The 13,131-nt window shown below is 36.0% G+C and carries 11 protein-coding genes; 4 read left to right on the top strand and 7 right to left on the bottom strand.

What is annotated here, in order from left to right; translation table 11 throughout:
- The first annotated feature begins 264 nt into the window (after window positions 1-264).
- Window positions 265-621, top strand: a complete 357-nt coding sequence (locus tag ACXKY9_RS03395; RefSeq protein ID WP_000025058.1) for a YgzB family protein — start codon at window positions 265-267, stop codon at window positions 619-621.
- Window positions 622-727: 106 nt separating this feature from the next.
- Here the strand turns inward: ACXKY9_RS03395 and ACXKY9_RS03390 are convergent, their stop codons facing one another.
- The 7 genes from ACXKY9_RS03390 to ACXKY9_RS03360 form a co-directional block, all read right to left on the bottom strand.
- Window positions 728-1,147: a GNAT family N-acetyltransferase gene (locus tag ACXKY9_RS03390; protein ID WP_000759738.1), complete on the bottom strand. Its 420-nt coding sequence runs from the start codon at window positions 1,145-1,147 to the stop codon at window positions 728-730.
- A 170-nt stretch (window positions 1,148-1,317) separates the two neighbouring features.
- Window positions 1,318-1,746: a peroxide-responsive transcriptional repressor PerR gene (gene perR / locus ACXKY9_RS03385; protein WP_000237829.1), complete on the bottom strand. Its 429-nt coding sequence runs from the start codon at window positions 1,744-1,746 to the stop codon at window positions 1,318-1,320.
- A gap of 300 nt (window positions 1,747-2,046) precedes the next feature.
- On the bottom strand, window positions 2,047-2,502 hold the full coding sequence (gene bcp / locus ACXKY9_RS03380) for a thioredoxin-dependent thiol peroxidase (protein WP_000633710.1): 456 nt from the start codon (window positions 2,500-2,502) through the stop codon (window positions 2,047-2,049).
- 44 nt (window positions 2,503-2,546) lie between these two features.
- The gene (locus ACXKY9_RS03375) at window positions 2,547-2,951 is read right to left on the bottom strand and encodes a potassium channel family protein (protein WP_000964343.1); all 405 of its coding nucleotides are present in this window, start codon (window positions 2,949-2,951) and stop codon (window positions 2,547-2,549) included.
- Between the two features lie 72 nt (window positions 2,952-3,023).
- Window positions 3,024-3,809 carry an ABC transporter permease gene (locus ACXKY9_RS03370; protein ID WP_000965772.1) on the bottom strand — a complete coding sequence of 262 codons (786 nt, stop codon included), beginning with the start codon at window positions 3,807-3,809 and terminating at the stop codon, window positions 3,024-3,026.
- A 4-nt stretch (window positions 3,810-3,813) separates the two neighbouring features.
- Entirely contained in the window at window positions 3,814-4,605 is a 792-nt protein-coding gene (locus ACXKY9_RS03365) for an ABC transporter permease (protein WP_000521519.1), read from the bottom strand.
- A complete protein-coding gene (locus ACXKY9_RS03360; protein ID WP_000843658.1) occupies window positions 4,598-5,611 on the bottom strand; it encodes an ABC transporter ATP-binding protein in 1,014 nt (337 codons plus the stop codon). The genes ACXKY9_RS03365 and ACXKY9_RS03360 overlap by 8 nt, the downstream gene beginning before the upstream one ends.
- Before the next feature lie 127 nt (window positions 5,612-5,738).
- On the opposite strand from ACXKY9_RS03360, the gene hemL reads away from it, so the two are divergent.
- The 3 genes from hemL (at window position 5,739) to ACXKY9_RS03345 (ending at window position 13,117) form a co-directional block, all read left to right on the top strand.
- On the top strand, window positions 5,739-7,037 hold the full coding sequence (gene hemL, locus ACXKY9_RS03355) for a glutamate-1-semialdehyde-2,1-aminomutase (protein WP_000673239.1): 1,299 nt from the start codon (window positions 5,739-5,741) through the stop codon (window positions 7,035-7,037).
- A gap of 198 nt (window positions 7,038-7,235) precedes the next feature.
- Window positions 7,236-11,672, top strand: coding sequence for a glutamate synthase-related protein (locus ACXKY9_RS03350; protein WP_000932756.1), 4,437 nt, complete (start codon window positions 7,236-7,238; stop codon window positions 11,670-11,672).
- 356 nt (window positions 11,673-12,028) lie between these two features.
- The gene (locus ACXKY9_RS03345; protein ID WP_000765787.1) at window positions 12,029-13,117 is read left to right on the top strand and encodes an aromatic acid exporter family protein; all 1,089 of its coding nucleotides are present in this window, start codon (window positions 12,029-12,031) and stop codon (window positions 13,115-13,117) included.
- Window positions 13,118-13,131: the final 14 nt, after the last annotated feature.

Genomic DNA, 13,131 nt, shown 5'->3' with positions numbered 1-13,131 from the left:
TAATTTCTTTTTTGTCGTTTTCTGCGTTTCCGCATCAGCGACGGTTATTAATATATCATGCAGTATATACAGGGTCAATACTTTTTATAAAAAAATTTCACATCCCGTTAAAAACTGAAAAACCGCTGTAAAAATCCTTATAGCGTCCATTCATTCTTCATGGCCCCCCTCCTATTCATTTCATATCTTATCCCTTTATCAATTTACACGAGAGTGAAAATTCTAAATTTTATGTTATATTATTAGTATAGGAGCGTGGTGAGAATGAGCATTAAGTATTCAAACAAAATCAATAAAATCCGGACCTTTGCATTAAGTTTAGTATTTATCGGCCTCTTCATTGCATACTTAGGTGTCTTTTTCCGCGAAAACATTATTATTATGACAACGTTTATGATGGTTGGCTTTTTAGCTGTTATCGCTAGCACTGTCGTTTACTTTTGGATTGGTATGTTATCTACTAAGACTATCCAAATTATTTGCCCAAGCTGTGATAAGCCAACCAAAATGCTCGGCCGTGTCGATGCATGTATGCACTGCAATCAACCTTTAACACTAGATCGAGATCTAGAAGGAAAAGAATTTGATGAAAAGTATAATAAGAAGAGTTATAAATCATAAGTATCAAGGGAAATACGAATTTGCAACACTACAAACGTTTCAACTCATTAAAAAGTTGATTTCTTAAAAAATCAACTTTTTAATTGTTTTATTAAATTTATTACACCTATTTTTTCGAAATAACAGTAAACATCCCTGTCATATTAGGCGAATAATCTTTAAAATCATATTTTTCGTAGAATGATGTTTTACCTTGCGACGCAAACAAACCAATGAATGCTTTATCTGGAGCATTCTGATTTAAGTATTCTACTAAAGTATTCATTATTTTCTTTCCAATACCATTCTTTTGATACTCTGGATGAACCACTATATCTTGAATATAGAAATAGATAGCCCCATCACCAACAATTCTCCCCATGCCGATGATTTGATTATTATCCTTGACTGTTATACAGTAAATCGAATTTTGAAGTGATATTTCCGCCACCTCAAAGTTCATATAGTTAGTCCATCCCACAGAATCACATAAATATTTATATTCTTCCAATGTTGGAATGTTATTTTTAATCTCATATTTCTTCAAAATGTCCCCTCCCAGAATTCATTTCCACCAATACAAAGTAAATTCGACAAACTTTTATCTAACCCTCCTTACTAACTTAGCACTGTAAATCCCGATTAACCTCACGCTAATCCTTATATAATAAAGAAAGAGGCTGACGTATAGCCGTCAGCCTCTTTCTTTATTATATATTACGCCTTATGACACTCTGGACAAACGCCATAAATTTCTAAGCGATGACTATTGATAACGAAGCCTGTCGTTTTCGCAGCTTCCTCTTCCAGCTTTTCCAAGCCTCCATAAGGAAAATCAACAATCTTACCACATTTTTCGCAAATCACATGATAATGTTGACTTGTAACATAATCAAATCTACTTGAAGCGTCTCCATAAGTTAATTCCTTTACAAGTCCAACCTCTTTAAACACACGTAAGTTATTATAGACAGTTGCAACACTCATATTTGGAAACTTACCTTCTAATGCTTTATAAATATCATCCGCTGTTGGGTGCGTCATTGATTCCACAAGGTACTCTAAAATAGCATGACGCTGTGGAGTAATGCGTACACCCGTATTTTTCAGCATTTCTAGCGCTTCTTTTAATTCTTCTTTGACCACCGTCATGCACCCCGATTCTATACGGATTATTATTTTATAATTCTTATAAAGAGTGTACTCCTTTTCTTATAAATCGTCAATATTTCTACTATAAGTATGTAGTTTATTTTTATATTCAGGACTTGTTTTTATGTATCTTTCCCTTTTTTCTTCATATATTCCATAGAAAAAAGTGCGACATAATCGCACTTGGAATACTATCATCTGAGGAGGTATGCCCTACACTTCCACTTTATGTAAGGCAGTAAAATATGTATAGACATTTGCCTTGTTTCTGCATATTTTATCCCCAATGTAGATTTATTTTATATAAGAAAGAACATCCTCAATATGTCCTTTCACTTTCACTTTACGCCACTCTTTTACAAGTTCACCGTCTTTATTAATAAGGAATGTAGAACGCTCGATTCCCATATACTCTTTCCCAAAGTTCTTTTTTAACTTCCAAACATCGTATAACTCTGCTACTTTATGATCTTCATCTACTAAAAGTGTAAATGGCAATTCATGTTTCTCAATGAATTTCAAATGTCTATTCGCTGAATCAGGACTTACTCCAAGAATAACCGTATCCTTCTCTTGAAATACTCCATACGCATCACGAAAATCACATGCTTCAGTTGTACATCCTGGCGTCATATCTTTGGGATAAAAATAGAGAACTACATTTTTACCGCGGAAATCAGCTAGGCGAACTTCTTCTCCATTACTTCCCTCTAATGTGAATTCTGGTGCCATTTCTCCTACTGTAATCATAGTTATCACTCCTACTCTTTTCCTTTACTATAACAAATGCTTCCTTATTTTTCATTGTCTATTACAGACCTCATCACAAAAGCAAAAGGGAGTGTATATCCAATTAGCGCTTCTGCGATTGCAATCCATCGCCCAATTCCAATCGGAGATATGTCACCATATCCAACAGACAATAAAGTAACTGCGCTAAAATATAAACAAACTTCGACGAGTTGAAAAGAATGAGCGTTCAAACTTTCTCCGTCCTCTTTCAAAACTGCGAAACCCATTTCCTCTAATACAACGTAACTTAATCCAAATGCGATTAGTACTGTTGTATAGATTAAAAATAATGTGGCCAAATTATAGAGCGAAAAAAAACGCGTTGAATCCGAATAGGAACTCCATAATAATTGGACACTTTTCAAAATAGCGATTGCTGCAATTAATAGAATAAATCCCCATAACATGTCCTCCACCTCATTTTATATGTATGAGGTGGAGAACTGATTTATCCCTTAGAAACGAACAAGCTTCTATAATTAATTACCCGCGCCTCGATACCTTTTTACCCCTTGGTTCCAGAGGGTGATTGCAATCGTAAAACAGATAATACCAACAATTGGCGTCGCAAATGCATAACTATTCCATTCTGTTTTTCTTAAAAAGTATGCTGCTGGATATACTCCAACAAACGCAAACGGTAAAACGAACGTTAAAATGAAACGAATTACACGATTATAAATATTAACAGGATAGCGCCCGTAATTACCTATGTTATACATAAGAGGCATAATTGAACTTTTCGCATCCGACCAAAAACCAAGGCTCGCCAACGTAACAAATATCCCTCCATATACAAGTGCTCCTCCTCCTACCATCAATATAAATAAGAAGAAATCATACCAGTAAAAAGATAATTGTAACTCCACAGCTGCATATCCCATTACAACAATCCCTGTAATAGCTCCAATTAAAGATTCAAGTTCCATTCTTTCTAATATAATTTGAAATAGGCTATGGATCGGTCGCGTTAATACACGATCCATCTCCCCTTTAATAATGTATCGATCATTAAAATCCCATATATTAAAGAAAGCTGAAAAGATGGCAAATGGTACTAAAAAGAAACCATAAATAAAGATTACCTCTTCTCGACTCCATCCCTTCAATGCTTGTGTATGCCCAAATACAACGAGAATAAATATTAAATTAACTGCTTGAAGCGATAAATCAGAAAGTAAACCAACGATAAAATCGCCTCGATACTCCAATTTCGTTTTTATATATTGACTTGCATATTGTAAAAATAAGTTTATATATAGCATCTCATCATCCCCCTTGTACAATTAGACGTTTTCTCGCCGTTCTCCACATGAGTACAATTGGAATAATAAGTACAATCGCCCAAATCACTTGAAATACTAAAGCCTCATACAACTTACTCCCCTGTATACCTTCAGAAAAAATCATACTTGGAATATAACTAATAGCCTGAAACGGTAAAAACATCATTGCTTTTTGGGCCCATAACGGATAAAAACTAATTGGTAATAATAGACCTGAAAATAAATCAATAACAACGCGTTTTGCATACATAATTCCACTATTATTAAATAGGAAAAACGTAAGCATTCCCGTCATTAAATTAATTTGTGTATTAATAATAAAGCTAAATATTAAAGATAAGAAGAAATATAACCAAGTTTGAAAATTCGTTGTAATTTGCAACGAAAATAATAACGTAACGATAACCATGCCTGGAATGGAAAAGAAGGCAAAACGGAATATTCCCTCGCCAAGACCTTGCATAACTTTCATTCCCAAATAGTTATACGGACGAATTAATTCTACAGCCACACGTCCTTCTTGAATCTCCATCGCAATTTCCCTATCTATATTATTAAAATAGAAGGCACGTGCCATCCACGCGATTGCGATATACGTGGTCATTTGCGAAATAGATAAACTTTCAATATTCTCTTTTCCGCTATAAATTGCTTGCCATAAAAAATAGTAAGCACCGATATTAATCGTATAAATTAAAATCCCGCTATAGTAATTTGTACGATACGCAAGCATCATTAAAAAGCGAATTCGAATCATTTCAATATACTTACCCATGCGTAATACCTTCTTCATAAATGTTACGAATAATTTCCTCTGTAGACACTTCGTTAATTTTTAAATCTTTAATTTGAAATGCTTGTACTACTTTAGAAATAAGCATTGAAATAATAACTTCTTCATTCGGAATTTTTGCAACCCATGCATTTTCCTCTTTCGCTTTCGACCAAACGACATGATTATCTGGCATAACCATTGATAAAGCCTGATAGGAAACTGGTGCAACAAACTGAAAGTGAATTTCCTTCTCTGCTCCCCACTGCGTACGAAGATTACTTAAAGAACCGTCATACATAATATTCCCTTCATCCAGCATGATAACGCGCTCACATAAAGCTTCAATATCAGTAATATCGTGTGTTGTTAATAAAATTGTTGTTTTATAACGTTCATTCATTTCTTTTAAAAATTCACGTATTTTCAATTTCACAAGTACATCTAACCCAATTGTTGGCTCATCTAAAAATAATAACGGTGGATTATGAATTAAGGCTGCCGCTAATTCACAACGCATTCTTTGACCAAGAGATAATTTTCGAACTGGTTTATCTAATAAAGGCCCTATATCTAACGTTTCAATTACGTGCTCCATATGCTCCTTATACTGAGCGTCTGATACACCGTACACTTTCTTTAATAAACGAAACGATTCTTGTACTGCAATATCCCACCAAAGTTGCGAACGCTGTCCAAAAACAACACCAATTGTTCTTACAAATTCTTCTCTTTGTTTATGTGGGTTCATTCCATTTACTGTGATTTGCCCTGATGTCGGAGTTAAAATCCCCGTAAGCATTTTAATTGTTGTTGATTTACCAGCACCGTTCTCACCGATATAACCAACCATTTCACCTTGCTTTACAGTAAAAGATACATCATTTACTGCTGGTACTATTTTATAATTACGATTTAATAAATCGCGAAATGCACCCTTTAAGCCCGGACGACTTGAATAGGCTGTAAACTCTTTACGTAACCCTTGTACCTCAATTACCGATTTCATAATCGGACCCCCCTCCTAAATGTCACAACGAATAGTTTACCCAACTGCCTTCGCTATCACAAACAATACGTCTTTTCGAAAAACATGTTAGAATAATACATAGATTTTTGTAAGGAGATGAATTGTAGTGAAATTCACAAAGTCAGAAGCATTACATAAAGAAGCTTTAGAGCATATCGTTGGCGGTGTTAATAGTCCTTCTCGTTCTTTTAAAGCAGTTGGCGGCGGCGCTCCTGTTGCTATGGAACGTGGGAAAGGCGCTTATTTCTGGGATGTAGACGGAAATAAATATATCGATTATTTAGCAGCATACGGTCCTATTATTACTGGACATGCTCATCCGCATATAACAAAAGCAATTACAACAGCTGCTGAAAATGGGGTACTTTATGGAACACCAACAGCGCTAGAGGTAAAATTCGCAAAAATGTTAAAAGAAGCAATGCCTGCATTAGATAAAGTCCGTTTCGTAAACTCTGGTACAGAAGCAGTGATGACAACGATTCGTGTTGCTCGTGCTTATACAGGTCGCACAAAAATCATGAAATTCGCTGGTTGTTACCACGGTCATTCTGATTTAGTACTTGTGGCAGCTGGATCTGGTCCTTCTACTTTAGGAACTCCTGACTCAGCTGGCGTACCACAAAGTATTGCACAAGAAGTTATTACTGTTCCATTTAATAATGTAGAAACTTTAAAAGAGGCTTTAGATAAATGGGGTCATGAAGTAGCAGCTATCCTTGTAGAACCGATCGTTGGAAACTTCGGTATTGTAGAGCCTAAACCAGGATTCCTTGAAAAAGTGAATGAACTTGTTCACGAAGCTGGCGCATTAGTAATTTATGATGAAGTTATTACTGCTTTCCGCTTTATGTACGGTGGTGCTCAAGACTTACTTGGTGTGACACCTGACTTAACAGCGCTTGGTAAAGTTATTGGCGGCGGCTTACCAATCGGTGCTTACGGTGGTAAGAAAGAAATTATGGAACAAGTTGCTCCGCTTGGACCTGCATACCAAGCTGGTACAATGGCAGGAAACCCTGCTTCTATGGCATCAGGTATCGCTTGTCTAGAAGTGCTTCAACAAGAAGGGCTTTATGAGAAATTAGATGAACTTGGTGCAATGCTTGAAAAAGGAATTTTAGAACAAGCAGCGAAACATAATATCGACATTACATTAAACCGTCTAAAAGGGGCTTTAACTGTATACTTCACAACAAATACAATTGAAGATTACGATGCCGCACAAGATACAGACGGTGAAATGTTCGGTAAATTCTTCAAGCTTATGCTTCAAGAAGGAATTAACTTAGCACCTTCTAAATACGAGGCATGGTTCTTAACTACAGAACATACAAAAGAAGATATTGAATATACAATCGAAGCTGTCGGCAGAGCATTTGCTGCCCTAGCAGACAATAAATAATCCCGTCATTAAAAGGAAAAAAGAAAGCTCACCTTTCTTTTTTCCTTTTTTCTATTTCATAAATTCCGTATTAATAGTATAATTATTCATAATTATCTGTTTTATACTCTTTTACAGCATTACTATCTCTGTGTACAAGGTGATTCGCACCTTAAATAGTAAGATTATTCTAACTTTTACAAGAGGGGGGATTGACGGATGCTCAATAAAAAAAATACATGGACACCGTCTTTATTTCGAGATTATAGAAATGCAGAACATGATGCGTGTGGAATCGTTTCCGTTATGGAGAAACGAAAAATTGCTACAAAAGAAAACATTGACCTTTGCATACAATCACTCGTCAAAATGAATCATAGAGCTGGTTTCATTAATGGTGAGGGCGATGGCATCGGCATTCACATTGATATACCAAAAACGCTTTGGAATGAAAAACTAAAAAGTAGCGGATATAATCCAACGATTGTGGATCATCCCCACTTTATCGTTGGACATTTTTTTCTAAATAAAAAAGAAGACATTACTGCCTTAAAAGATTATATTCGTACGCAATTAAACAACAAAAACTTTACTATCATTTTCGAAAGTGATGATGTAACAAACTCAGATGCACTCGGTCCACTTGGTAAACAAGAAGAACCTTTATTTTGGCAAGTTGCCCTTATCGCAGAAAACGAAATTACAAATATTGAGCAAACATTATTTTCTGTCACAATAAAAATAGAGGAAAACGAAGCAATTCATGTTGCTTCATTAAGTCGTAATCATGTTGTATATAAAGTTCTAGGTGCTGGTGATACGCTTGTTGCCTACTATAATGATTTACAACATCCGCTTATCGCTTCAACTATGACATTAGGACATAACCGCTACTCTACTAATACATTATCTAATTTTTTTCGTGTACAACCATTTAGCATTCTCGGACATAATGGTGAAATTAACACAATTGCGAAATTACGCGATCAAGCTGAAATGATTGATGTACCACTTACTGCAGGAGGCAGTGACTCTCAAGATTTAAACCGCACCTTAGAAACCCTACTTGTTCAATACAACTACAGCTTATTTGAAGCAATGGAAATTCTATTCCCACCAATTATTAATGAAATTAAACTTTATGAAACACCTTTACAAGATTTATATACGTATATACGTGAAGCGTGGGGACATTTTGCCCAAGGACCAGCTGGCATCATTTCCCGTTTTAAAGATGAAGCTGTTTTCAGCGTTGATTCCCTTGGATTACGCCCAGTATGGAAAGTAGAGACAGAGAGCTCTTATATTTTCTCTTCTGAACCTGGAGTTGTATCACCAACTAAATATGTAGCAGAACCAAAACCACTCGCTCCTGGAGAAAAAGTCGGATTAAAATGGAATGAACAAGATGAACTTGTTCTTTATGAATATGACAAATATCAAATCCAAGTATATAACCGTTTTAAAAAGCGAATTGATACTACCAATTACCATTTAAATTTATCTATCCCTGAAACGAAAAAAATCCAAGGGCTATGTGATTCTGTTCAAGTTGAAACGAAACAATACGTCGCTTTCGGATGGGACCGAGAACATATTCAACTCCTTGAACAGATGGCAACAAAAGGCGTTGAGCCAATACGCTCACTTGGGCATGACTCACCACTTGCCGCACTTGATACTGATAGACGAAATATCGCTGACTTCATTAAAGAAAGTGTAGCTGTTGTTACAAACCCTGCAATTGACCGTGACCGTGAAATTGAACACTTCTCTACACGTACTGTACTTGGAGAGCGTCCAAGTTTATTAAGCGGCGCAAAACGGCCATTTCTAGTTGAAATGCTTTCACCAATTATTTTAGAAGGCAGCGTGGCACAACCTATTGCAGAGGAATTACACACAATTACGTACGAACAACTCATAGAGCTATTTAAAACTCATAACTCTATCGCCACAATCTCTGCTACATTCAGCTCGTCAGAAACTCTACAATGTGCATTAAGCCGCATTAGTTCTGAAGCGATAGCTGCTGTTAACAATGGTGCTTCCCTACTAGTATTAGATGACGTAAAAGCCCATCTAAATGAAAGATTGTGGATTGATCCACATTTAGTTACTGCTAAAGTACATCAAGCATTAAGTGAAAATAAATTACGCCGCAATTGTTCTCTCGTTATACGTTCTGGTGCCCTTCGCTCCTTACATGACATTGTCACGCTATATGGATTAGGAGCAGATAGTATTAATCCATATTTATTATTCGCGACTGTAAATGATGGAACAAAAACACCAATTACGAATCTGTATAATGCACTTAATAAAGGATTAGAAAAAGTCATTTCAACAATTGGAATTCATGAGTTACGTGGTTACGGACGTCTCTATTCATCTATTGGGTTACATGAAGAAATCGCAAATATATTACAGATTACAAATTTCTTCGGTTCAAATGATTTAGCTTTTTCACTTGAATCACTTGCTGAAGATGCAAAAATGCGAGCGGATGATTATAACAATCCTAAAATTAGAATGCGAAAATCATTTCATATATTCCCGCGAATTTGGAAAGCAATCGGCGATGTTGCAAAAGGAAATTCTTATGATGATTACCGTGACAAGTTAAGTGAACTAGAAGAGAATAATCCCATCGCAATCAGACACCTTGTTCAAACGAAACAAACAAAACATGTCGTTCCAACTGAAGAAGTATCTATCGGCATTAAAAATCATGATTTTCCATTTATTATTAGTTCTATGTCATTTGGTTCTCAAAACGAAATTGCCTTTCGCGCATATGCAGAAGCGGCCGATCAGCTAAATATGATTAGCTTGAACGGTGAAGGCGGCGAAATTAAAGATATGATTGGAAAATATCCACATACACGTGGACAACAAGTGGCATCTGGGCGATTTGGAGTAAATGCCGAACTACTAAACTCATCGAACTTAATTGAAATCAAAATCGGTCAAGGCGCAAAGCCTGGGGAAGGTGGGCATTTACCTGGTTCAAAAGTAACAGCCAAAATCGCTGAAGCACGTAATGCGACAATTGGCTCAGATTTAATTTCACCTTCTAATAACCATGATATTTATTCAATTGAAGATTTAGCTCAAATGATTACGGAAATTAAAACAGCTAATCAACTTGCCAAAGTAGCCGTGAAAGTCCCTGTCGTTCCTAATATCGGAACAATTGCTGTCGGTATCGCCAAAGCTGGTGCTGATTTTATTAACATTAGCGGATTCGATGGCGGAACAGGTGCTGCACGTATTCACGCCTTGCAACATGTAGGTCTTCCTGTAGAAATTGGTGTTAAAGCCGCTCACAACGCTTTATTAGAAGCGAGCATGAGACATAAAGTAGAGATTTGGGCAGATGGTGGTATTCGAAGTGTAAATGATGCCTTGAAAATCATGCTTCTCGGAGCAAACCGTATTGGATTTGGCACACTATCAATGATTGCAATCGGCTGCACTACTTGCCGTGGGTGTCATCTAGATACTTGCCATGTCGGAATTGCAACACAAATCGAGTCTGAAGCACAAGCAAAGGAACATGGGTTACGCCGCTTCGTCCCACGCGAATTAGAAAGCGCAGTTACTGGCCTGCTAAATTTATTCACCTCTTTCGGTATAGAACTAAAACGATTAACAGGACAGCTTGGGTATACAAATTCACAAGCAATTGTTGGGCGTTCTGATTTATTAGAGCAAGTTCGAGGCGAAAATTTATTAAACTTACGTAATTTATTACAAATAATAGAACATCCATCTGTTACAACAACAGATGGTGTACCAGAAAAACAATTTAAGACAGTTCATTCCGCTGACTCAAAAGAATTAGTAGGCGTTGGTGTAGAGCAACGCGTTATGGGTGGTCTAGAATCATGTTATCGCGTTCGCAGTAAACTATATGAAGCTACTCAACTTGAACCACTTACATTAAAGTATACGAATGGTTCTATTCCCGGAAATGGGTTAGGCGCTTACAATAGTGAAAATTTATTTATACACGTAAATGGCGGCGCACAAGATGGCATTGGTAAAACTTCCTTTGGTGGTGGGATTTATATAACGAAATCAAAAGGAAAAGACGGAGTATATTATAACGGTTCTGTCGGAAAAGGATTTGGATATGGTGCACAAAAAGGGGCACTATACGTGCAAGGGAACGCTGATGCTCGCGCTGGCATTCGCCTTTCTGGGGCAGACATGATAATTGGAGGTAGAATAACAAAACCACTCCGTGAAAAAGAGCAAGGAAATATAGGGTCATACTCCAATATTAAAGGTTTTGCTTTTGAATATATGACAAATGGGCGAGCGCTTGTTTTAGGTGACCCTGGTCCATGGATTTGCGCTGGCATGACTGGCGGTGTTGTTTATTTGCGTCATGATTCAAACTTAGGCCTAACAGAACAGGCCTTAAAAAGAAGAATTGCAAAAGGCGCAAATGTTACATTACAACCAATTAGTAAAAATGGTTTGAAAGATGTAACTGAATTATTGCTAGACTATATTCGTGTACTAAACGAACATGAGCAATATGAGGAAGTTGCTTTATTAACAGCATTATTAGATGATATACAGAACCAGTTTTTTGAGATTATCCCGAAAAAAGAACAGGCAGACCCATCTATCTCAACAGAGTAAAATGAGTAATTTTCATTATTAAGAAAAAATTGACGAAGTACGCTTCTCATAGTAATCTATAGTAACAATTTGAGACCTGCTGAAATTCAGCAGGTTTTTTTACTAAAAACTGATGTTTAAAAGGAATTAGGAAAAATTATAAAGTGAAACTTTAATTAGCCTACACCAATCGAGCGTTTACCGGCATCTAGCTTCTAATTTTTGAGGCAGGAATCTTACTACTCACAATTAGCGGGATAAAATGAACACTAATTTCTTTTAACGTCACTAAAATATCACTTGCTAACATATTGTAATGAATGTATAGTATCATGTTGTACATTCATTATGACAAGAGAAAGGATCTTATTAAGGGTATGAAACTTGGTGCTCGCATTTTAAAAACGGGTATTGCCATCACGTTAGCTTTATTTGCTTGTATTTTACTTCAATTACCGAGTCCGGTATTTGCGGGAATTTCAGCTATCTTTGCTGTTCAACCGTCTGTATACCGTTCTTATTTAACAGCACTTGAACAAATTCAAGCAAATGTAATTGGTGCGATATTTGCTATCGCATTTGCTACTGCTTTTGGACATAATCCTTTTATTATTGGATTAACATGTATATTAGTAATTGCTCTTACATTACAATTACGATTAGAAAACACAATATCAATTGCTTTAGTAACAGTTATCGCCATTATGGAGTATCAAGGCGAAGATTTCTTTAGTTTTGCCTTACTTCGATTTGCGACGATTATGATTGGTATTATTGCGGCTTCACTTGTAAATTTAGTATTTATGCCGCCAAAATATGAAACAAAACTTTATCATCGTATCGTTGATAATACAGAAGAAATTGTAAAATGGATTCGAATGAATAGCAGGCAGGCTTCTGATTTTACAACGCTAAAAACTGATATTGATCGTATGAAAGAAAAAATGATTAAACTAAATCATTACTATTTGCTGTATAAAGAAGAAAGAAGCTATACGAAAAAAGTAAAGTTCGCAAAAATTCGTAAGCTCGTTTTATTCAGACAAATGTTAGCGACAACAAGCCGTGCTTTAAGTACGTTAAAATCATTACACCGTACTGAAAATGAACTGCGCTATATGCCGGAAGAATTTCAGGAATCTATCCAAAATGAACTTGACTCATTAACGCATTATCATGAACAAGTTTTATTAAAATTTATTGGTAAAGCAAAAAAACAACAATCAGTTGAAATGCTTGATGAAGTTGAAACAGGTAAACAAGAATTAATTGATATCTTTATGGAATATCAAAATAAGGACGATGAAGAAGCATATAAAACATGGTTACATCTCTTCCCTCTTATTTCTTCCATCATTAACTATAGCGAAGAAGTAGAGCATTTAGATTTGCTTGTAGATAGCTTCTACACATATCATAAACCAGAAAAAGAACTCCAAATCGATGATAAAAAAGAAGACGAATAAAAAAACAGCTCCTT

The sequence above is a fragment of the Bacillus sp. 2175 genome (genome assembly GCF_057812155.1).
This window is presented reverse-complemented; position numbering and strand designations above follow the sequence as displayed.